At 61.7% G+C, this 20,790-nt stretch carries 19 protein-coding genes; 2 read left to right on the top strand and 17 right to left on the bottom strand.

What is annotated here, in order from left to right; all coding sequences use genetic code 11:
- Window positions 1-18: 18 nt before the first annotated feature.
- The 8 genes from ACTQ40_RS03145 to tmk all read right to left on the bottom strand — a co-directional run bounded on the left by ACTQ40_RS03145 (window position 19) and on the right by tmk (window position 9,224).
- A complete protein-coding gene (locus ACTQ40_RS03145) occupies window positions 19-972 on the bottom strand; it encodes a DegV family protein (RefSeq protein WP_427718953.1) in 954 nt (317 codons plus the stop codon).
- Between the two features lie 80 nt (window positions 973-1,052).
- On the bottom strand, window positions 1,053-1,637 hold the full coding sequence (gene hpf / locus ACTQ40_RS03140; RefSeq protein ID WP_055285508.1) for a ribosome hibernation-promoting factor, HPF/YfiA family: 585 nt from the start codon (window positions 1,635-1,637) through the stop codon (window positions 1,053-1,055).
- A gap of 317 nt (window positions 1,638-1,954) precedes the next feature.
- Window positions 1,955-2,947 (bottom strand): substrate-binding periplasmic protein, encoded by a 993-nt coding sequence (locus ACTQ40_RS03135; RefSeq protein WP_441563334.1) that lies wholly within the window; start codon window positions 2,945-2,947, stop codon window positions 1,955-1,957.
- A gap of 749 nt (window positions 2,948-3,696) precedes the next feature.
- Window positions 3,697-4,749, bottom strand: coding sequence for a hypothetical protein (locus tag ACTQ40_RS03130; protein ID WP_441563321.1), 1,053 nt, complete (start codon window positions 4,747-4,749; stop codon window positions 3,697-3,699).
- A gap of 68 nt (window positions 4,750-4,817) precedes the next feature.
- Window positions 4,818-5,603, bottom strand: coding sequence for a ComF family protein (locus tag ACTQ40_RS03125; RefSeq protein ID WP_441563320.1), 786 nt, complete (start codon window positions 5,601-5,603; stop codon window positions 4,818-4,820).
- A 123-nt stretch (window positions 5,604-5,726) separates the two neighbouring features.
- Window positions 5,727-7,421 carry a PSP1 domain-containing protein gene (locus ACTQ40_RS03120; protein ID WP_441563319.1) on the bottom strand — a complete coding sequence of 565 codons (1,695 nt, stop codon included), beginning with the start codon at window positions 7,419-7,421 and terminating at the stop codon, window positions 5,727-5,729.
- Window positions 7,412-8,539 carry a DNA polymerase III subunit gene (locus tag ACTQ40_RS03115; RefSeq protein ID WP_441563318.1) on the bottom strand — a complete coding sequence of 376 codons (1,128 nt, stop codon included), beginning with the start codon at window positions 8,537-8,539 and terminating at the stop codon, window positions 7,412-7,414. Before ACTQ40_RS03115 ends, ACTQ40_RS03120 begins: the two co-directional genes overlap by 10 nt.
- Before the next feature lies 1 nt (window position 8,540).
- Window positions 8,541-9,224 carry a dTMP kinase gene (gene tmk, locus ACTQ40_RS03110; RefSeq protein ID WP_441563317.1) on the bottom strand — a complete coding sequence of 228 codons (684 nt, stop codon included), beginning with the start codon at window positions 9,222-9,224 and terminating at the stop codon, window positions 8,541-8,543.
- 307 nt (window positions 9,225-9,531) lie between these two features.
- Here tmk and ACTQ40_RS03105 point away from each other — a divergent pair, with 307 nt between their 5' ends.
- Window positions 9,532-10,518, top strand: a complete 987-nt coding sequence (locus ACTQ40_RS03105) for a zinc-ribbon domain-containing protein (protein WP_427794015.1) — start codon at window positions 9,532-9,534, stop codon at window positions 10,516-10,518.
- Between the two features lie 152 nt (window positions 10,519-10,670).
- On the opposite strand, the gene ACTQ40_RS03100 is transcribed toward ACTQ40_RS03105, so the two are convergent.
- From ACTQ40_RS03100 to ACTQ40_RS03070, 7 genes are all read right to left on the bottom strand, one after another.
- Entirely contained in the window at window positions 10,671-13,262 is a 2,592-nt protein-coding gene (locus ACTQ40_RS03100; protein WP_441563316.1) for a DNA topoisomerase I, read from the bottom strand.
- Between the two features lie 54 nt (window positions 13,263-13,316).
- Window positions 13,317-14,000, bottom strand: coding sequence for a hydrogenase nickel incorporation protein HypB (gene hypB, locus ACTQ40_RS03095; RefSeq protein WP_152068470.1), 684 nt, complete (start codon window positions 13,998-14,000; stop codon window positions 13,317-13,319).
- Between the two features lie 54 nt (window positions 14,001-14,054).
- Window positions 14,055-14,411, bottom strand: a complete 357-nt coding sequence (hypA, locus tag ACTQ40_RS03090) for a hydrogenase maturation nickel metallochaperone HypA (RefSeq protein WP_441563315.1) — start codon at window positions 14,409-14,411, stop codon at window positions 14,055-14,057.
- A 6-nt stretch (window positions 14,412-14,417) separates the two neighbouring features.
- Window positions 14,418-15,212 carry a twin-arginine translocase subunit TatC gene (gene tatC, locus ACTQ40_RS03085; protein WP_193221504.1) on the bottom strand — a complete coding sequence of 265 codons (795 nt, stop codon included), beginning with the start codon at window positions 15,210-15,212 and terminating at the stop codon, window positions 14,418-14,420.
- The gene (locus ACTQ40_RS03080; protein WP_193221503.1) at window positions 15,212-15,784 is read right to left on the bottom strand and encodes a twin-arginine translocase TatA/TatE family subunit; all 573 of its coding nucleotides are present in this window, start codon (window positions 15,782-15,784) and stop codon (window positions 15,212-15,214) included. Before ACTQ40_RS03080 ends, tatC begins: the two co-directional genes overlap by 1 nt.
- A gap of 153 nt (window positions 15,785-15,937) precedes the next feature.
- On the bottom strand, window positions 15,938-16,252 hold the full coding sequence (locus tag ACTQ40_RS03075; protein ID WP_154515032.1) for an STAS domain-containing protein: 315 nt from the start codon (window positions 16,250-16,252) through the stop codon (window positions 15,938-15,940).
- Between the two features lie 66 nt (window positions 16,253-16,318).
- Window positions 16,319-17,623, bottom strand: a complete 1,305-nt coding sequence (locus tag ACTQ40_RS03070) for an aminotransferase class I/II-fold pyridoxal phosphate-dependent enzyme (protein WP_441554705.1) — start codon at window positions 17,621-17,623, stop codon at window positions 16,319-16,321.
- 157 nt (window positions 17,624-17,780) lie between these two features.
- Between ACTQ40_RS03070 and ACTQ40_RS03065 the strand changes: the two genes are divergently transcribed.
- A complete protein-coding gene (locus tag ACTQ40_RS03065) occupies window positions 17,781-18,035 on the top strand; it encodes a hypothetical protein (protein ID WP_152068465.1) in 255 nt (84 codons plus the stop codon).
- 99 nt (window positions 18,036-18,134) lie between these two features.
- Here the strand turns inward: ACTQ40_RS03065 and nhaA are convergent, their stop codons facing one another.
- Together nhaA and ACTQ40_RS03055 are read right to left on the bottom strand one after the other, a co-directional pair.
- Window positions 18,135-19,493 (bottom strand): Na+/H+ antiporter NhaA, encoded by a 1,359-nt coding sequence (gene nhaA, locus ACTQ40_RS03060; RefSeq protein ID WP_441563314.1) that lies wholly within the window; start codon window positions 19,491-19,493, stop codon window positions 18,135-18,137.
- Window positions 19,494-19,756: 263 nt separating this feature from the next.
- On the bottom strand, window positions 19,757-20,680 hold the full coding sequence (locus ACTQ40_RS03055) for a manganese-dependent inorganic pyrophosphatase (RefSeq protein WP_427748089.1): 924 nt from the start codon (window positions 20,678-20,680) through the stop codon (window positions 19,757-19,759).
- Window positions 20,681-20,790 lie beyond the last annotated feature (110 nt).

The following is a 20,790-nucleotide window of genomic DNA, read 5'->3' as shown; positions in this document are numbered from 1 at the left end:
TACGGACGCAGCGCTTGCCTACTGGCCGCGCACGCGGCGGGCGATGCGGTCGGAAAGCGACGCCTTGTCGGTGCGGTTCTTGCCCCAAAACGCGCAGGCCACCATGCCGGGGCCCACGTGCGAGCCGATGGTGGGGCCCACGGAGCTGCGAATGATCGTGACGTCGGCGCAGCCCTCCTCCTTGCGGATGGCGGCTTCGAGCCAGTCACCGTCCTTTTCGGCATCGGCCGTCATGATGGCGATGGGCATGGTGCGATCGGGCACGTAGTTCTCGCGGAACGACTTGAGGATGGACTTGAGCGCCTTCTTGCGGCCGCGGTTGACGCCGATCAGCGACAGCGAGCCGGCAAGGTCGTAGGAGAGCTCGGGCTTGACGTCGAGCTTTGCCGTGAGCTGCGCCGCCGCGGGCGGAATGCGGCCGCCGGCAGCCAGCGCATCGAAGCTCTCGAGCGTAAAGTAGCCGTGCACGTAGGTCTTGGCCTCGTTTGCCCAATCGACCAACTGCTTGGCAGTCAGTCCCGCCGAACGCTGGCGCACGGCCTCAAGCGCCAGGAGCTCGCCGGTCGCGCAGGGCAGGGCGTTGTCGACCACGTAGAGCTCAAAGTTGGGATACTCGGCGCGCACGGCATCTGCCGCCTGGCACGCGGAGTTGTAGCTCGACGACAGCGCCGAGGTAAAGCACAGGTAAACCGTGGGCGTGCCCTCTTTGGCGCACTCGGTAAAGAACTCGATATAGCGACCGAGCGACACAGCCGAGGTGGACACGCGGGCACCGGCGCGCATACGGTCGTAGAACTCCTTAGGGCTCATGCTCGACCAGATGTCGTCCGTGCGCTCCTCGCCATCGATAATGAAAGGGAAGCCCAAGATATCGACATCGAGGTTCGCGGCGACCTCGGGGTTAAAGTCGCAGCAGGTATCGACGACGATACGGCAACGGTCCGAATGACCGGCGGATGCGGCCTTGTCCATCAAAGCGACTCCTTACGTAAAAAAGGCGGCCACCCGCATGGGATGGCCGCCAACCGTTAACTCATGCAAGTTAACGTATTTTACTCGTCAAGTGTTTCGATGCGGGGCTTGATGATGCCATATCCACCATTCTTACGGTGATACACCACATTGATGAGGCCAGTCGTCGCGTTCTCGAACACGTAGAAGTCGTGGCCGAGCAGATCGGTCTGCACCAGCGCCTGCTCCTCAGTCATCGGGGTGACATCGATGACCTTCTCGCGGACGAGCAGGTCGTCGTCCTCCTCGGGCAGCAGCAGGTCGGCCAGATCCTCGACGCGCTCGACCGGTGCGACATCCGCGGCGCTGGCACCGCCCTGGCGGTTGTCCACAACCTTGGTCTTGAACTTGCGCAGCTGGCGGGTGACCTTATCGGCGGAGAGATCGATGGCGGCATACATATCTGCGCCGTGCTCGGCGACGCGAATCACAGAGCCGCGGGCACGAACCGTGACCTCGACGATTGCCGGGTTGGGGTTCGAGGGGTTCTTCTCATAACGAAGCACGACGTCGACTGTCATGGGCTCGATATCGAAAACCTTGAGCGCCTCGCCGATCTTCTCGTCCACATGCGCACGCAGAGCATCGGTTACCGTCGTCTTGCGTCCAGAAACCTTGATATCCATACGTGGCTCCAATCTGCCTCGGGGACTTACTGTACTGGCTATGTACCCATTGCCGTGCATTTAATCACCCGAATTCCCAAAGGCCCGAATAACGACTGCTTGATACCGCATACCGAAGTCTCGCACTTTTCCGCGGCAAAGTGCGCTATATGAGGGCGTCGGCGGAGTTGGTTTTTCTCCTGGAAATTGCCCTTGAGCTGCTGGTTTTATCAAAATTGAAAAGCCGGGCTCCCCTATGGGGGAGACCCGGCCATGCGTGTTGAAACCGTGAAGAAGCACCTTGTTCAATGTATGGCAGGCGCCACCCCTACCAATAACTAGCTATTGAGCTTGTTGATGTCATCGTCGGTGATGGCGCCCTCCTGGCTAGACGACGGGCTGTCGCCGTTGTTATCGGAGGTGTCGCCATCGGAGGACTCGGTCTCGTTGGACGTAGATTCGGATGCCTGCACATTGGCCCCCGAAACAGTCTTGGCGGTAAGGTCATAGGGCATTTGGCCGTACCAGACGCAGTGGACCGCCTCGAGCGTGCCGTCGACCGTGATGTCGTCGAGGGCATCGCCCACGGCACGGCACAGCTCATCGTTAGAGCTAAGGCCTGCGACGCCAAGCGTGGAGGGCGTCTCGAGCGTGCCGACACAGGAGATCTGGCTCATCAGGCGCGCGAGGTAACCACCGGCCGTGGAATCACAGACCACGTAATCGACCTCGCCCGACTCGAGTGCCTCGAAGCACTCGTTGATGTTGGAGAAGGTCTTTTGGTTGGCCGTGATGCCCTGCTTGGCGAGCGCTTCCTGCGAGGCCGAGAAGGTCTGAACGCCCAGGGTAGCGGCGTTAAGGGTTTCGGTGGAAACGCTCGGCGACTCGCCGTCAGTGCTCTTGCCGAATACGGCGGGGGCGTCGTACAGACAGGTGCCAAGCGAGCTGATATCGCCGTCCGTAGAGCTGACGTCGCCAATGAAGATATCGGCCTTTTTATCGCTGAGCGCGGAATCGGCCGAGGACGCATCGACAAAGGCGACCTTGAGACCCATGCGGCATGCGAGGGCACGAGCGGCATCGACCGCATAGCCCGTGAGGTTTCCGTCGGCATCCTGCATGGCTTGCGGGGCATCGGAAGTATCGAGGGCGACCGTCAGGGTTCCCGGCGTGACCAGGGCATCGTCCGATACCGTGGGGGTAACGGTCTCGCGCTCGATCTGGTCGATCGTGGGCGTCGTGAACGTGGACAGTGGATTGAACGCGCATCCACTCAGGCCCAAAACGGCAATGACCGCCGCGGTCCCAGCACCCAACCGAGCTGCATGCATCAAGCTGCCCCTCACCATGTCCGCTACCCTGCCTTCTGTGTCGTATACGATCCGTGCCCTGCACGGAATATCGGGTTGTTCCCACCAGCTGACCTGGTATTTGACCCCACACTTGCGCACCGGGGCGTTTGCTCGGGAGGCCGCAGCCACCTTCACGACTGGCCCGCTCGCCCGCGAGGCGGTATTGCCCCAAAGAAAGTAGAACGGACGGTACGGCTTACATCTAGGACGCGCCATGATCGCGCCGCGCGCACGCGGTCGCTTACGTGGATCCCTTTGACCGCGTCTGTCTTGGACTTGGATGGGCGCATTGCCCGTCCGCAACCACAGCCTGGCGGGAACGTAGCGCATTATAGCTAAGTTCAAGCTAAAGTTTAAGGTTAGGTCGTCATTCGCACCGTGAGCACAGATTTTGCAGGTCGGAGCGGACCGTGCGTGTTCCCATGAAGCCCGGAGCTCCCCTACGGGGAGCTCCGGGGCGCCCGCCTCGGGGTGCCGTGGCCAAAAAATGGCAAATATGAGTACTGTTACCAATTTTGTAACAGGCAATTTTGGCCTCTCGGACAGATTTTGCGCTCAGTGTCGCCAACCTGATGCTTAGTTATTCTACATTTGTTTATTATCTTTTTACTTTACGATGCCTCCGAGTCCTAAATTCCTTGATTTTGCTGTTACTGATTTAGTGACATTACTCATATTTGCCATATTTTGGCCAGGGCATATGATTAACCCCCTATTTTCAACGCGAATTATACCGGCTTAAGCCCAAAACACGCCCGCAGCGTGTTAAGCAACGCCTCTTGCTTCTTCCTGCGGGCATCGACACGATTCCGGTACCGCTTTCGCATACGCTGGTGGATGCGCCATGCGAGTGCCTCCATTGCCTCCATGTCGCAAAGTATCTCGTTATTGACCGTCGCGACCTCGACTCCCATAGTAATCAAGCCCGTGTTGCGTTTTTCATCATGGACACGTCCCCTTCGAGAGGAATGACCAAGCTCACCGTTGTATTCCAGGTCAAACCGGGCTGTTTCCTGATACGCATCGCAAACTGCATACGGCATCCCCGAGATTGCCTGCGCGCGGTCATCGAACTCGATCTTGTAGTCGGTCTTAAAGGGACCGCAGGCAAATCCGCCATAGGAAAACGGAAGCGAAAACATGGCAAGCATGATGCACTCCAGGGGTGAGCGCAGGTTTTCTGACAGGTAGGGACACAGGCGTAGCAGTTGTTTGGCCGCACTCCCCTTGCATGCCGCAAGGTAATCTGCCAGGCGATCGGGCGTCAACACCGGCTCGACTTCAAAGTAGCCCACGTCTGCCGGTTGGTCCTTGTCCTTTGCAAGTCTATTCGCAACAGGCGAAGTATAGGGAGGTAGATACTTCCCGCGATCGCTTAGTGAAATCTTGGAACACAGTTCCTGGGCCAGGGCAAACGCCTGGATACAGCCGACCTCGCGGGCGACGGCAACACAAAGGGCCTCGGGAGATAGGCTGTACACCCCCGGTTCCACCTCTAGAATCGAGCCGACAGGCAACCCGGAGCACACGGACCAGCCCACGCCAGGCATGCGGCGGCGCTGCGCCGCAGATCCCACCAGCAAGCACAGATCTTCTTGCACCTCGCCGCTTTTGGCTCCAATTCGCACCAGGTCGGGAAGATAGATATCCTCGGTCGAAGGCGATGACGTACACAGCACGCGGCGCTCCTCCTCGGGCTCAAGGTCCTTCCAGCCGATGTAGCCCATCTGCCGGCGCTCGGCTCGAATCATACGCAACGCCGAGGCGCCCATCAGGATCACGGAAGCCGCTAGCTGCTCTTTTGTCGGTTTGTCACACTGCCTGATTGTTACCGCCACACGAACCACCCCTACCAAACGCGTGCGATAGCGAGGCCATCGACGGCTTTGGCGCCGGCGCGCTTAAGCTCCGCCGAGGCCGCTGCCATTGTTGCGCCCGTGGTAATGACATCGTCGATGAGCAGCAGACGACAGCCACGTACATCCTCGACCGTCTCGTACATGTCCCGGGCATGTTCCCGGCGCTCGGCGCGACCGAGTTCGCGCTGGTCGCCATGACCGTATTTGACCAAGGCGTCCAGCAATGGCACGCCCGAAAGATCGCAAAACGAGCGCGCGATTGCTTCCATGTGATCAAATCCACGCCGCCGAAACGCCGCCGCAGTCGCGGGAACAAATACCACCGCGTCGACACCGGACAGCACGCCGCCGTAACGGTCGGGGACTGCTACCTGGGCATGCAGGGCGGTGTCGTAGAGCAGCTCTGCCAGATACGGTGCCAGACGGCGCTCGCCCGCATCCTTGTATGCCTTGATGATGCGCGGCAACGGATGTGCATAGACAGCGCACGCCAGGCAGCGATCGAGGGCCTTAGCCACCGCCGAAGACGCACCCTCGACCGAGCACTCGGTACACAGCAGGTCTCCAAACGGAGCGCCGCACCTCGTGCAGCTGTGGCGCGGATCGACAAGCGTGAGCGACGCCAGGCACTCCCGACAAATAAGCGCACCGGCACGCTCGCAACCGGCGCATCGCGTGGGCGAAAGAACCTCGAGTGCCTCATGCGCCGCGCGCTCGGCAAACGGTAGCAATTCATCCGCAAACGGCAAGATGCCGGCACTCCGTAAGCGGCTCAAACCATTCAGACAGTTATTTATGACAAAACCCTCCCTACGCTTGGGCGAAGGGAGGGTTGTCGATTCAGTGCCATGATACCCCGTTGCACTTGGGGTCAGACAAGTCGAATCCGCTTGCGGGCGCTATTCGCCGGCAGGCGGTTGCGGTGCGGACGAGGTGTGGGTCGAGCCTTCGCCACCATCCTGGCGCGGCTTGCGGGAACGGCGACGGCGGCGGCGCTTCTGACTCTGGTCGGCCGAGCCCTCGCCACTGCGATCCTCACGCGGTTCGCGCTCGTCGCGAGCACCGCCGCGCGAAGCCTTGGCGGCAGCTCCTCCGCCATCGCCGGGGCGACGGCGCGTGACCTTGACTTCACCATCCGAAACCTGATCGGCCACAGAAGGAACCGAGGGTTTCTGCTGCGTGCCCGAGGAATGGCGACGGCGAGGACGCGGCGCGCGCTCCTCCTCGCCACGTGGCCTGCCAGCCTTGTCGGCAGGCGCGTCGGAGGCCGAGGCGCCCTTGGGAGCGGCACCGGCCTCGCGAGCGGCTGCGGCGCGGAAGGCGTCCTCGCGCTCCTCGCTCGACAGGTGGCGGCGACGACGGCGCGTGGGGTTCATGCCGCCGCCGCGGTTTTGCTGCTGGGGCTGCTGAGCCTCGCGCTCGCGAGAGGCGTTCTTGCCCGCGGTCTCGCCGTTGTCGACGGACGCCGCGCGCTTGCGGCGACGACGGCCGCCGGCCGCCTCCTCGGCCTCGGAAGCCTCGGCCTTGCCGCGGCCCTTTCCGCGGCCACGACCCTCGCCCTGGCCCTGACCGACACAAGCATCGGATTCGGCATCGCGACGACGGCGCTTGGGCATCGACGTGCCGGCCAGACGGTCGGCACTCGACAGGCCATCGCCCACGTCGACGCCGTTCTCGCGATCGAGCTCCATGAGCGCCAGGCGCATCTCGGGCGACTCGATGCGCTCGAGCACATCGCGCGTCACGCAGTCGGGGCGGCAGCTGCAGCCCTGCTCGGCGGCCTTCTTTTTGCAGCCCTCCGAGCACGTCATATCGGCCAGGTTGACCTTAAAGACTTTACCGTTCTCCAGGCGCAGCACCAGCTGCTCACGTGGCGTGTCATATTCCTGGATACGCGCCTTGCCGAGCGGCGTATCGATGAGCGTCTTCTTTTTGGGCGCACGGCTCTTAAAGTCCTTGTACGCCTCGAACTCATAGCGCAGGCAGCACATCAGGCGGCCGCACACGCCGCTGATCTTAGACGAATTGAGCGGCAGGTCCTGCTCCTTTGCCATGCGAATCGAGACGGGCTCAAACTGTCCGCCAAAGCGCGTGCAGCAGAGCTCCTGTCCGCATTGGGCATAGCCGCCCACCAAGCGGGTCTCGTCGCGCACGCCAATCTGGCGCATGTCAACGCGAATGTGCAGCGTCGAGGACAGGTCCTTGACGAGCTGACGAAAATCGACGCGCTCCTCGGCCGCAAAGTAGAACACGGCTTTCTCGCCGCCAAACAGGTATTCGACACCCACCGGCTTCATCTCGAGATCGAGATCTTTGACCAGACGGCGGAAATCGACCATGGCCTCATCGCCCTGGATGGCCAGGTCGTCGGCAAGCTGCAGGTCGATATCGCTCGCCACACGCAGCACGGGCTTGAGCGGCTGACCGATCTCGTCTTGCGGCACCTCGAAGGGATCGGCCGTGACCAGGCCGATCTCGGTTCCGCGCTCGGTGGAGCAAATGGCATAATCGGCCTCGAGGATATCCAGATCCTGCGGGTCAAACCACAGGTCGCGCGAGGCGTAGGTAAACTTAACGGGTACGACTAACGGCATTTCAGTGCCTTCCTGATATCGAACAGCATGACCTCGATGGCCAGCTGGGGAGTAACGTTTCTGGCAATGTTGCGCTCGGCGGTCGCGACCGCCTCGAGCGCCCGGGTGGCACCCGCAACATTCGTCGCGGCGGCAAGCCGCCCGATCGCGTCGCGCACATCCTCGTTCACAATGTCTGCCGCCTCATCCTGAAGCGTCAGCAGCACGTCGCGCATGAGCGTCCGCGCGCTCGCCAGCGCTTCCATGATACCCGAACGCTCGCGCGCATTGAGTTCGCGCTTGTTGCGGTCCTCAAGCTGCTTCAATGCTCCACGCGACAGATAATCGGCGTTTTGCTCGAGCACCTTTTCCTGCGTGGACTTGACCTCGGCGAGCGGAGCCTTAACGGCGACGATGAGCGACTTGGCGCGGCTGAGTACATCGGCCTCGTCGGCGGCGATGAGCGAATCGATGGCGCGGATCATCTGGCGGCGAGCATCCTGACGCTCGGCGCTCTTAAGGAACTCGATGCCGCGCGTGGGGCTCCCCGCCACGGCGACCGCCATGCGACAGCGTGCGAGATCCTGGCCCGTCGCGCGGCTCACGGCCTTCGTGGCCACGGCGGGCGACACCAGCCGAAACGGCACGCACTGGCAGCGGCTCACGATGGTGGGCAACATCACGTCTGCCGAGGTGCCCAGCAAGATAAACATAACGCCCTCGGGCGGCTCCTCGAGCGTCTTGAGCAGTGCGTTGGCGGTGTTGGCGCGCAGCTGCTCGGCACGGTCGATGATGTAGACCTTGGCCTTGGCACGGATGGGCGCCAGCGGCACGTCGTCGAGCAGCTTGCGGGTCTGGGCGATGAGGTAGCCCGTGGCGCTCTCGGGCGTGTAATAGTGCACGTCGGGGTGCGTATGGCGGGCGACACGCACACAGCTATCGCATGAGCCGCAGCCGTCCTGCTCGCACAGGAAGGCTTGGGCGAGCGCCCAGGCGGCATCGAGCTTGCCGGCACCGGGAGCGCCCAAAAACAGGTAGGCGTGCGATGCGCGGCCGCTGGCGACGGCGTTGGTCAAAAAATCGCGTACGCGCTCTTGGGTGTCGAGCTTGGCCAGCAGGCTTGCCTGAGCGGGGGCCATGTTACTCGACCTCCTGGGCAAGCGTGGCGGTGACGGCGTCCTGGGAAATGTCGAGACCGTACGCGCGAACCTGCTCGACCGTCTGCGTGAAGACGTCCTCGATGGAAGCGGTGGCGTCGATGAGCTTCACGCGATCTGGCTCCTCGGCGGCAATGGCACTAAATCCCTGGTAAACGCGCTCCTGGAACGCCATGCCCTTGGCCTCCATGCGGTCGACCGCACCACGGGCGGACATGCGCAGCGCCGCCTGCTCGGGCGTGATGTGATAGACGAGCGTGAGCGCCGGGTGCGTCCCCGCGACAGCAAGGTTGTTGGCGTCGCGTACCATCTGGCGATCGAGACCGTCGGCAAACGCCTGGTAGCAGGTCGTGGAATCATAGAAGCGGTCACACAGGACCACCTTGCCGGCCGCAAGGGCGGGAGCTATGACCTCGTGCACCAGCTGGGCGCGTGCGGCCTCGTAGAGCAGCAGCTCGCAGGTATCCCCCATCGCCGTATTGGCGGGGTCGAGCAACAGGGTACGGATCTTTTCACTAATGGCGGTACCACCCGGCTCACGCAGGGTCACGACCTGGTAGCCAGCGAGCTCGAGCGCACGGGCCAGCAGGCGCGCCTGCGTGGACTTACCGGCACCATCGACGCCCTCGAGCGTGATAAAGCTATGTTGAGCGGGCTCAAAAGCCATGGGCGCAGTCCCTTCCTACAAGGCGCGTAAATGCAGATATATCAACCAAATCATGATACCCCAGGGGCAGGCGCACCCCAAATCCAACCTAGTCATTGGGGACGTTCTTAATTGACTGGTCGTTTAAGAACGTCCCCAATGACTACCCAATGACTAAAGGTGCCTTTCCAAAGTTGCGGTGAAATAGGGACTGACTGAAGCTCTAAGACCGCCAAACAGTCCCTATTTCACCGCAACTTATGATGGGGAATTTTGGATGCTTGGTATAATCGTCGTATGGCATTGAAATGTGGCGAAAGGAGTGGCAATGTCTCGGTATTGCGCCTCGTGCGGCAAGCTTCTTGCAGATAATGCCAAGTTCTGCACCTCGTGCGGTGCACCCGTTGAGCAAACAGCCGCGAGCGATAGCCAGCCCGCTTTTGAGCAGACCGGGCCCCTTGATACGCCGCAAGCCAAGGCGGACGATCCCCTCGCTTATCGCCCCGACCCCGCCGCAAGCCCCGCGGCCGTCGAGACCACGCAGTGCATACCCGTCGCGAGCGGCTCGCCCCAACAGCAGCCGGCTCCCGCATACGCGCCTGCTTCGCCACAGACCCCCGCTCCCAAAAAGAGCGGCACCGGGGCGCTTGTCGCCGTTATCGTTGCGCTGGTGGCAATCATCATCGCCCTGGTCATCTTCTTTGTGATCAAACCGTTCGACAACTCCGCCACGCAGACGACTGCCGAGGTTACCAAGCTGCACCACGATGTTGACGATGATGACCTCAAGCCTCTCGGCGACCCCAATAGCCTTTACGACGATGACGATGACGACGAGGACGAGGCTGGCGGCGAAGCAACCCTCTCCGAGCAGAACCTCTACCGTCGCCTGAGCGAATACTACGACCTGCTCGAGGACCTCGATAGCCAGGTCCGCGCCTGCGCGCAGGCCTTCAATGGTAGCTATCTGGAAGAAGATCGCACCACCCGTCAAAATCTCGCCGACGTCGCCGAGCGCACGGAGGAGACCATCGAGCAGTATTACGATATCGTCGAGGACCTGGACGTCCCCATGAGCTCCAAGAACTACCACTCCTGGAAAGACATCATTGCCCTGTATGACGACCTTGATCACCGCATCGACGCGATCTGCGATGCCTGGGAGATCAGCCTAAAGTACGCAAAGCCCTCGGACCATAAGGACGAAATCGTGGCGCCGCTGGCACGCGACAACGAGCCGGGAACCAGCAGCAACAAGTATCGCTTGGACTTTGAGGACCGCTATCCCAGCGCTAAACCCGTCGAGGTGAACTAGCGTTTTGTCGTTCCCGAGCTGGCAGTTAGGGACGTTCCTAAACTGCCGGCAGAAAAGGAACGTCCCCAACTGCCGAACTGCCGAACAAAAAACGGGCGAGGACCATGGGACCCTCGCCCGTTTTTGTTTTGGGCAATGTTTCGGCTGCGCCGCTACTTGCTGGCGGCCGCCTTCTTTGTGGTCGTCTTTTTCGCGGCAGCCTTCTTGGCAGTCGTCTTTTTCGCCGTGGTCTTCTTCGCAGTCGTCGTCTTCTTTGCCGTGCTCGCCTTGGTCGTCGTCTTGCGGCCGCGGGCGGGCTTCTTCTCCTTGGTCGGGCAGTCCATGTTGACGCAGATGCGCCACGGACCGCGCGCCGTGTTGACCACCACGATGGGAGCGCCGCACTCGGGACAGGTCTCGCCCGTCGCCTCGAGTTTGCCACGCGCCGGCAGCGGATAGCTCACGCCGCAATCGTCATAGTTGGTGCAGCGGATAAAGCGCTTGCCGCTCTTCTCGCTCTTGTGCGCAATCAGATCGCCATGGCGTCCGGCCTCGGCGCACACCTTGCACTCTCCCACCTTAAGGTCGGGCTCGTAATTGGTGGGACACGTGGGGTTCACGCAGATCTCGAAAGCCTTCTGGCGGAACGGCTGGCACTTAATGCGCGGTGCGCCGCATTCGGGACACACGGCAGCTTCGCCCTCGAGCGGGCTCACCTTGACGCCGCTCGGCACCGGATAGGTCACGTCGCAGTCGGGCCAGCCCATGCAGCCGATAAAGCTGCCGCGGGTCTTGGCGCTCGTCTTCATGACCAGATCCTTGCCGCACTTGGGGCAGGCGCCCACGCGCGCATCGGCCGTGACGGCATCGCTGATGGCGTCGCCCAGCTCCTGCGTATGCTTGAGCAGCTCATCGAGCACGCCGGCCAGCAGCGCGCGCGAGTGCGTCACGACATGCTCTTCGGTATCTTCGCCGCGCTCCACGCGGGTCATGTCGCCGTCGAGCTCGCTGGTCATATCGGGGCTCGTGATGCGCGGGGCAAACTGCGACAGTGCATCGATGATGGCGATACCCAGCTGACTCGGCTCCACGGGATCGTTTTTGAGGTAGCGCACGGCGTACAGGCGCTCGATGATGCTCGCGCGCGTGGACTTGGTGCCCAGGCCGCGCTTTTCCATCTCCTGCACGAGCTTGCCCTGGCTGTAGCGTGCGGGCGGCTCGGTCTGCTTGGCCTCGAGCTTAATGTCGAATACGTCGACCGTGTCGCCCTGCTCCAGCGGCGGCATCTGCTCGTCGCGCTTGAGTCCGTACGGGTATGCCTCGCGGAAACCCGGGGTCACGAGCACATCGCCCGAAGCCACGAACGGCTCGCCGTTCACGTCGAGCTCGAGCTTGGTGTTCTCGATGGTGGCGGGGCCCATAAGCGTCGCCAGGAAGCGGCGAGCGATGAGGTCGTAGAGCTTGCGCTGGCCACCGTCGAGCGTGGACGGATCGCCCTCGCCCGTGGGGTAGATAGGCGGGTGGTCGGTGGTCTCGACCTTGCCGCGCGTGGGCTTCATGGGACCGGCGAGCACCTTTTTGCATACGGGCGCCAGCGCCGGGTTGATCTTTGCCAGGTCACTCACCACGGCGCCCAGATCGAGCGTCGCGGGGTACACGGTGTTGTCGACACGCGGATAGCTGATAAGACCCGCCATGTAAAGGGACTCGGCGATGCGCATGGTGCGTGCGGGCGAGATGCCCTCGGCCGCAGCGGCAGCCTGCAGCGAGGTGGTCGCAAACGGCGTGGGCGGCTGCTGCTTGCGCGAGCGCTTGGTCACCGCGGCAACGGTTGCCGTCGCAACGCCGTCGACATGGCCGTACGCCATCTCGGCAGCATCCTTGTCGGTAAAACGCCCCGTCTTGTGCGCGATCTTAAAGCGGTCGTCCTCGGCAGCAGCCTGCGCGGCAGCCATGCCGCGGATCTGCCAGTAGTCCTCGGGCACAAACGCCATGCGCTCGCGCTCGCGCTCGACCACCAAGGCGAGCGTCGGGGTCTGCACGCGGCCGGCAGAACGAACGTTGCCAAAGCCGCCAAACTTGGCGAGCGTCAGGTAGCGCGTGAGCACCGCACCCCAAATGAGGTCGATGTGCTGACGGCTCTCGCCGGCATCGGCCAGGTTCTGGTCGAGCGAGACGAGGTTATCAAAGGCCTGCGTGATCTCGGCCTTGGTAAACGAAGAATACTGGGCGCGGGCAACCGGTAAGTCGGGCGCAACCTCGCGCACCTTGTTGAGGGCGTCCGAACCAATCAGCTCGCCCTCGCGATCGAAGTCCGTGGCGATGATGACGCTGTCGGACTTCTTGGCAAGGTTCTTGAGCGAGCGAATGAGTTCTTTCTCGGCCGGCAGCTTGATAACGGGCGCCCAGGTAAGGTAGGGCAGGCTCTCGAGCTTCCAGCCTTTGATGGAGATACCGTCGGCAAGGAACGGTTTGCGCTTGGTGTCATAGGGCGGACGCGCCAGGCCATCGGGTATATCGGCCGGCAGCATCTCGCCGTCCTCGGTGACCGAGTACCAACCCAGCTTTTTATCGAACAGCACGCTGTCGCAAAAATCGGGCGCAAGGATGTGACCGGCAAGGCCGATTGTCACGCACTCCTCGCCCTTCCACTCAAAACGATAGATGGCGGTGTTATACACCTTGTCCTTTTTGGGCTTGCCCGTGGAAAGACGCTCGGCAATCTGACGCGCGGCGTCGTTTTTCTCGGCGATGATGAGCTTCAAAAGAGGCTCCTATCTCGTGTGTCTGCGGCTGCGCCCGCACGTACGACGGCCGACTTACGCCCTTGTTTGTTCGATCTGCCCGATGAGCCAATCGCACCAGGCATCCATGCCCTCGCCCTTGCGTGCGCTCACGGCAAACCGCGGCGCCTGCGGATTGAGGTCATCGAGTGTCTTAGTATACCTATCCATGTCAAAATCGAAAGCCGGGGCCACATCGACCTTGTTGAGCAGCTGTGCGCCAGCGTGCTGGAAGATGCCCGGGTACTTAATGGGCTTGTCGTCGCCCTCGGGCACCGAGAGAATCATGATGGACAGGTTCTCGCCCAGGTCAAAGTCGACCGGACAGACCAGATTGCCCACGTTTTCGATAAAGATAACATCGATGTTTTGAAGGCCCACTGCCTGGTCGAACGCATCAACGGCCTCCATGATCATGTTGCCCTCGAGGTGGCACAGACCGCCCGTGTTGATCTGAATGGCGGGCATGCCGGCTTCCTTCATGGTGATGGCGTCGACATCCGAGGCGATATCGCCCTCGATGACGGCACAGCGCAGGCCGGCTTTGTCGCGCAGACGCTCGTTGGTGCCCAGAATCGTGGTGGTCTTACCAGAGCCGGGACTCGACAGCACATTGATCACATAGGTGCCTGTCTCTTTGAATCGCTGACGCAGCTGATCTGCCAGGCGCTCATTGCGCGACAGAATTGGCGATGCGATATCAATAGTTTTCTCGGCCATACTCGGCACTCCTTACTTCTACCATTTATACCCCGTCCCCAAATGGCAGGCTGGTTAATTGTCGGGGGTTTCAATCTCGATGCTGGCGATGTCGAGCTCGCGTCCGTGCAGCAGGCGCACGTTGGTGCCGCCACACTGAGGACAGCGGCAATGGAAGCGGTCGTGCTCAAAGGCCTCGCCGCAGTCCAGGCACTCGCTTTGTGGATGGACTTCCTCCACGGCAAGCTCGCAGCCGCGCGTGAGCATGTCCTCGTCGCGAAACGTCTCCCACGCAAAGTCGAGCGCCTCACGCACAACTTCGGTCATATCCCCAATGCGCAGCGTTACCAAAACAGCGCGCGAGGCCCCCGCCCCACGCGCCGCGCGAATCACTGTATCGAGTATGCCGTTGACAATGCCAACCTCGTGCATACGGATTTACTCCTCGTCGTCCTCGTCGTCGTTCGAGAACAGATCCAGACGGCTCACAAACAAGCCTTCCTTGCCATCGCGCGCGGTAATGACCACGCGGGCGATGGCGAGCGAAATCTCGTAGAGCGAGAGCAGGGCGCCATACATGAGACCCAGTGTAACGGGCGAGCCGTCGGGCGTAATCACAGCCGAGCCCGCAAGCAGGCCAACGTATACGTAACGCCAGGCACCGCGGAAGGCCGCATAGGACACGATATGGAAGACAGACAGGTAGAAGATGATGAGCGGCAGCTCAAACGCCACACCAAAGCCGATCATAAAGAGCAGCTCCATGTTGACGTAGTTCTCCAGATCGGGCAGCGCCGTAGCGACGGCCGAGGTTTCGCCGATGAGCCACTCAAAGCCCGCAGGGATGATGATGAAGTAGCAAAAGATTGCGCCCAGGAAGAACAGCACCGTCGAGGCGAGCACCGTGGGCACAACCCACTTGCGCTCATTGGGGCGAAGCGCCGGCAGGAAAAACGCCAGAATCTGCCAAATGATCATAGGCGTGCACATGACAACGGCCATCTTGAGAGCCAGCGAAAAGCGCAGACCAAAGCCGCCGAGCGTGGTGGTGATGTAGAACTTACCGTCCGGCACAAAGGAGCGGATGGGGTCTTCCAGGATGTCGAGCACCACGGGCGTGGCGAAATACAGCACGATGGCGGCGGCAAAGACTGACACGACCACGATGGTCAGGCGACGACGGAGCTCACCCAGATGATCGAAGAGCGGCATGCGCGCAGGTCCGATAGGCATTACTCATCGCCTCCCTTCGGGGCATGGGCGGCAGCGGCGTCGTCCTCGGCCTCGAGCTCGCGAGCGAGCTGGTCGACGACGGCCTTGCGCTTGCGGGGACGACGGGCGTAGAGGTCAGCCGTCGTGGGCTCTGCCGGCTCGGGCTCGGGCTCCGGCTCTGCAGCAGGCTCGGGCTCGACGGCGGCAGCGGCAGACTCGGCGCCCTCAGCCTCACCAGCAGCACCTTCGTCCTCGGCAGCACCCTCACTCGCGGCCTTCTCGGCGGCAAGGCGGGCACGGCGCTCGGCAAAGGTCTCCTTCTTTGCGGGCGCGGCCGTCTCGACGGCGTCCTCGTCCGCATCGGAATCGTCATCGACGGCAGCCTTCTTGGGCTTGACCGGAGCCGAAGCGGCCTCGCTTACCGGATCGATAATCTCGGACTGAACAACAGCCGTCATCTTTTCCTGCGTCTCGCGGAACTGACGGATGGCACGGCCGATCGTGCGGCCCATCTGCGGGAGCTTATCCGGGCCAAACAGCAAAAAGCCGAAGACCACGATGATCGCGAGCTCACCCTCTCCAATACCAAACACACATACCTCCAAGGCTCGATGTGAGTCGAGCCCGCACCGCGCCATTCGGCCGGAACTCGTCTATTCATTCGGTCAAGTATAGCGCCCGGACGTCAAAACATCCGAGCGCATCACAAACATATACCAAACGGCACGCCCTTTTTGGGGCAGGGCTTATGCCGCCGTAATTGAAATCTCCTGGTCGACACCCAACAACTGAACCACGCGCATCACCGGGGGCTGCACGTTGACGCAGCCAAACCGCTTGTCGTGATCGGCTGCGTGGTGCGCGGCGCCCACAAGTACGCCAATACCTGTCGAGTCGATATAGCTTACCTGGGCAAAGTCGAGCTCAACGGCCTCGGTTGGCTGCTCGAGCGCCAAGTCGATGGCGTTACGCAAGCTGTCGGCGTTAGAGATATCAATCTCACCGGTCACCCTGATGGTGTAGAGCTCCGGCGTGGGGTTGGTGGAAATACCCAAATCCATGTATACGCTCCTTTGCGTATCGAGAGTGCGGATGGTACTGGATGCGGATTTACGGGGCCCTACGCGTTAGGCGCGCTCGGCACGAGCAAGCTCGGCAGCGACGAGCTTGACGGCCAGCACCAGCACGTCGAGTGCGGCCTCCAGGTCCTCGACCGTGGGATAACTCGGCGCGATGCGGATGTTGGTGTCGCGCGGGTCCTTGCCATAAGGCCAGGTGGCACCTGCCGGCGTGAGCTTGACACCCAGGTCGGCGCAAAGCGCGGCGACCTTTTGGGCCGAGCCCTCGGGGCCATCAAAGCTCACAAAGTAGCCGCCGCGGGGATGCGTCCAAGTAGCGCAACCCGTATCGCCCAGGCCCTCAGTGAGCTTGCGCTCGACGGCCTCAAAGCGCGGACGCAAGAACTCGGCATGCTTTTTCATGTGCTCCTTGACCGCCTCGATGGTGGGAAGGAAGCGCACGTGGCGTAGCTGGTTGAGCTTGTCGGCGCTGATAAGACCGGCCTTCAGGCGCTTGGAGAACTCCGCGATGACCGCGGGACTCGCACCGATAAAGCCGATGCCCGCGCCCGGGAAGGTGATCTTGGACGTCGAGGCGAATGCCACCACGCGGTCCTCGGTACCCGCCGCGCGGGCAAGATCGAAGATGTTGGCGAGCTCGTCGGTCTCGTCGTACAGGTCGTGCACGCAGTAGGCGTTGTCCCAAAAGATGCGAAAATCGGGCGCGGCGGTGGGCATCTCGACCAAGCGGCGCACGGTGTCCTCGCTAAAGGTGATGCCCGTGGGGTTGGAATACTTGGGCACGCACCAGATGCCCTTGATGGAGTCGTCGGCGGCAACCAGGCGCTCTACCTCGTCCATGTCGGGGCCGCTGCCGGTCATCGCGACGGGGACGTTCTCGATACCCAGGTCGGCGGTGATGCCAAAATGACGGTCGTAGCCGGGAACCGGGCACAGGAACTTGACCTTCTTGCCGTCGTGCGCGGCCTCATAAGCCTCCCAAGGCTCGCTGCCGCACGAGCCGCAGCGCCAGAACATACCGGCGATATCGTGCTCGATCAAAAGGCTCGACGAACCCAGTACGAGCGTCTGATCGGCGGGGCAACCCAGGAACTCCCCCGCCAGCTTGCGTGCCGAGGGAATGCCCTCAAAGCAGCCGTAGTTGGAGCAGTCGACGTTACCGTCGTGCAGATCGGCGTCGGCATTGAGGATATTGAGCATGGGGCGCGAGATGTCCACCTGGGAGGGCGACGGCTTGCCGCGCGCCATGTCGAGCGCCAGGCCCTTGGCCTTGACCTCGGCAACCTCGGCTTTGAGCGCCTCGATGGCGGCATCGAGTTCGGTGGTTTCCATCTTCTGGTAGATCGTCTGCATGGGTGCGACCTTTCGCAAAGCGGGACGTTGCAGTTTGTCTAAGTATAGACCGCTACCGCCGCAACGGTATGAAGCCGTGATAGATTAAGACCATCGCAATGAATGCGATATCCACCGTATGACCCGTATAGCCGCATGGCACATCCAAGGAGGCAGTATGGAATACGGCTCTTTTCAAGCCGAGGAGTTCGGAGACCTGCAGCGTCTGGTCGACGGCTTGTTTTATGACCGTAAGGCCATTGACCGCCTGGATCTAATCGTTCAGGCGGAGATCTTGGACCTGGCGCCCGATCTCATGGAAATCGTGAATCTTTTGCCGCCCGGCTACTACGACCGCCAATCGCTTTGCGACCAGCTTAACTCGGCCCTTGCCGCCCACGGCTGGGGCGCCGTCTACGGCACCGTGGAATAAAAATGGCAAATAAATGAAATGCCGTTTGTGACAGTGCTCACAAACGGCATTTTTTCACACGAGGGCATCCGGGGCATGTCCGGCCCGGTTTTCGCGCTCCTACTCGTCCTTGGGCGAAGGGTGCTTGCAGACCACGCTCATGTAGATCATGCCCAGCACGGCCGCGGTAACAGAACCGGCAAGAATGGCGGCCTTGGCGGCCAGAACCTCGAACTGGGCCGTCGGGAAGGCGAGACCGCTGATGAGGATCGACATGGTAAAGCCGATGCCACCAAAAATGCCCACGCCGGCGATCATATGCCAGTTAACGTTATGAGGCAGCTCGCAAGCCTTAAGCTTGACCAGGGCAAACGTCACGCCAAAGATACCGATCGGCTTACCCAGCAGCATGCCAAAGTACACGCCGAGGGTCACCGGGTCGGTAAGCAGCACGCTCATGTCCACGCCCACCAGGCGAACCTGCGCGTTGACAAACGCAAAGATCGGCAGGATCACAAAGTTGACCGGCGTGGAGATCAGGCGCTCCATGCGGATGAGCGGCGGGGTCACACGGTGCATGACACGCTCGACCTTGGTAGTCGAAAGGGTAAAGTCGTGCTGGCCCAGGATGTGCGCCTCGTCGTCGTAACGGTCGTCGAGCAACGGCAGGTACTCGCCAAGCCAATCGGTAAGGCTATCGAGCTTAACACCGCACTTGGCCGGGATGGTGAAGGCCAGGATGACACCGGCAAGCGTGGCGTGCACGCCGCTCTTAAACATGCAAAACCACAGCAGCAGACCAAGCACCGAGTACGGGGCAAGGCGATAATGCTGAGTCTTGTTGAGCCACACAAGTGCGCAGGTCACAACTGCAGCGGCACCCAGCCAAAACGGACTGGGGCTCTGGCCGTAGAAAATGGCGATGGCGGCGATGGAGATGAGGTCGTCGGCGATGGCGAGCGTCGAGAAGAACACGCGCACGCCGTTGGGCACGCGATTGCCCAAAAGCGACAGCACGCCCAGCGCAAAGGCAATATCGGTTGCCATGGGGATGGCCCAACCGTTGCGGGCGCCGGCATGGTTAAAGATCAGGTAGATGCAGGCGGGAACGACGACGCCGCCCACGGCTGCCAGCATGGGAAGCATGGCCTGACGCGGATTCTTGAGCTCGCCGACCGTCATCTCGTACTTAAGCTCAATGCCCACCAACAAAAAGAAGATCGCCATGAGAAAGTCGTTGACGAAAAGCTCGACGGTAAGGCCAGCCGTAAGGTTGCCCAGACCCACATACAGCGGGGTCTCCAAAAAGTGATGGATAGCCTCGTAGACATCGGTGTTGGCGCAGATAACGGCGGCGATGGCGGCGATGACCATGACGGCGGCGGAAATCGTACCGTTCTCGGCGATGCGCTCCCAGATGTCATGACGTTCAAAGCGCTTGCGCTCACGAACGTTGAACAGCTGCTCAGTTGCTGCCATGGGCGGCTCCTTTCACGGGAAAGCTCCCGTCTTAAAAAAGCACGGCCCGCCCAAGTGGCGGCACCGCGCTCCAACGTATTACGCTTGCATCTAGCCTACCCTGCACGACAAGCACGCAGGCGTGGCCGAAAAGCGGAACCACAGGTTGAACATTATTTGCCCAACGGTACGGGCGCCCCTGTCCAATAGAGGACGCGGTCCCGCGCACAAAAAACGACCGGAGCGCGGGGCGTCCGCGGTCCGGTCGTAGCAGGCTACAAAACCTAGCAGGCGGCCATGATGGGGGCAGCGACCTGCTTCTTACGGGAGAGGACGCCCGGCATCCAGACGCCGTCGTGCTCGTCGGCAATGCCCAGGCCCTTCTGAGCGGCCTCGGTCTCGCCCTCGAGCAGGACCTGCGAGCCCTCCTCCATGATGTCGGTGATGCACAGGACGATGCCGTCGGCACCCTTCTCGGCGGCGTAGGCGCGCATGGCCTCGCGGATCTCGTCGATCATGCCGAGCGCACGGCTCTTGTCGACGGTCTCGTACTGGCCGATGAGCAGCTTCTTGCCGGCGGGCTCGAACATCTTGATGTCGTTGCCGACCATCTCGGCTGCGGTGAAGGAGCCGGACGGACGGGTGAGGAAGACCTCCATGCCAAACTTGACCGGGTCGACGCCCACCTGCTCGCCGAGCTTGGCGGCGACGGCGCGGTCGACATCGGTGGTGGTGGGGCTCTTGAGCATGAGCGTGTCGGTCATCATGGCCGAGAGCAGCAGCTTGGCCTGAACGTCGGAAAGTTCAACGCCGAGCACGCCGGCAAGCTTAGTGACGATGGTGCAGCTGGAACCCCAGGGCAGGCAGATGTAGTGCAGCGGGCCGGCGCTCTCAAAGTCGCCGATGCGGTGATGGTCAACGACGCCAAAGACCGTGGCGTCCTTAAGGCCGGCGACGGACTGGGCGGACTCGTTGTGGTCGGTGAGAACGACAAGCTGGCCGGCCTCGACGGACTCAATCACGCGGGGCTCGGCAATGCCGGCGTCTGCGAGCAGCTTGGCGGACTCTGCCGGAAGCTGACCAAGAGCGCAGACCTCATAGGTGTTGCCGGCATACTCAACCTGGTTGAGCAGCTGAGACAGAACGACGGCGCTCATGATGGCGTCGTTATCGGGGTTCTGGTGACCAAAGACAAGAACGTTTGCCATGGGTATCCTCCACTTGGTATGTGTACTTAGACGTAGCTATGGTAGCACGCTGGCAGCTGGCCTTTGGGGACGGAAGGGCCACGGCATATTTTGTGGCAGGTATGGGGGCC

The sequence above is a fragment of the Collinsella sp. Sow4_D11 genome (assembly GCF_052116465.1).
In the GTDB taxonomy this organism is placed as follows: domain Bacteria; phylum Actinomycetota; class Coriobacteriia; order Coriobacteriales; family Coriobacteriaceae; genus Collinsella.
The sequence above is the reverse complement of the archived record's forward strand: the minus strand, read 5'-3'. Positions and strand labels throughout refer to the sequence as shown.

Excerpts from the sequence above, each read along its gene's own strand:
- tatC (WP_193221504.1), bottom strand. The coding sequence starts at position 15,212 with ATGCCTATCGGACCTGCGCGCATGCCGCTCTTCGATCATCTGGGTGAG.
- ACTQ40_RS03145 (WP_427718953.1), bottom strand. The coding sequence starts at position 972 with ATGGACAAGGCCGCATCCGCCGGTCATTCGGACCGTTGCCGTATCGTC.
- ACTQ40_RS03065 (WP_152068465.1), top strand. The coding sequence starts at position 17,781 with ATGGAATACGGCTCTTTTCAAGCCGAGGAGTTCGGAGACCTGCAGCGT.
- hpf (WP_055285508.1), bottom strand. The coding sequence starts at position 1,637 with ATGGATATCAAGGTTTCTGGACGCAAGACGACGGTAACCGATGCTCTG.
- tmk (WP_441563317.1), bottom strand. The coding sequence starts at position 9,224 with ATGGCTTTTGAGCCCGCTCAACATAGCTTTATCACGCTCGAGGGCGTC.
- ACTQ40_RS03075 (WP_154515032.1), bottom strand. The coding sequence starts at position 16,252 with ATGGATTTGGGTATTTCCACCAACCCCACGCCGGAGCTCTACACCATC.
- nhaA (WP_441563314.1), bottom strand. The coding sequence starts at position 19,493 with ATGGCAGCAACTGAGCAGCTGTTCAACGTTCGTGAGCGCAAGCGCTTT.
- ACTQ40_RS03070 (WP_441554705.1), bottom strand. The coding sequence starts at position 17,623 with ATGCAGACGATCTACCAGAAGATGGAAACCACCGAACTCGATGCCGCC.
- hypA (WP_441563315.1), bottom strand. The coding sequence starts at position 14,411 with ATGCACGAGGTTGGCATTGTCAACGGCATACTCGATACAGTGATTCGC.
- ACTQ40_RS03135 (WP_441563334.1), bottom strand. The coding sequence starts at position 2,947 with ATGCATGCAGCTCGGTTGGGTGCTGGGACCGCGGCGGTCATTGCCGTT.
- ACTQ40_RS03115 (WP_441563318.1), bottom strand. The coding sequence starts at position 8,539 with ATGGCCCCCGCTCAGGCAAGCCTGCTGGCCAAGCTCGACACCCAAGAG.
- hypB (WP_152068470.1), bottom strand. The coding sequence starts at position 14,000 with ATGGCCGAGAAAACTATTGATATCGCATCGCCAATTCTGTCGCGCAAT.
- ACTQ40_RS03120 (WP_441563319.1), bottom strand. The coding sequence starts at position 7,421 with ATGCCGTTAGTCGTACCCGTTAAGTTTACCTACGCCTCGCGCGACCTG.
- ACTQ40_RS03055 (WP_427748089.1), bottom strand. The coding sequence starts at position 20,680 with ATGGCAAACGTTCTTGTCTTTGGTCACCAGAACCCCGATAACGACGCC.
- ACTQ40_RS03105 (WP_427794015.1), top strand. The coding sequence starts at position 9,532 with ATGTCTCGGTATTGCGCCTCGTGCGGCAAGCTTCTTGCAGATAATGCC.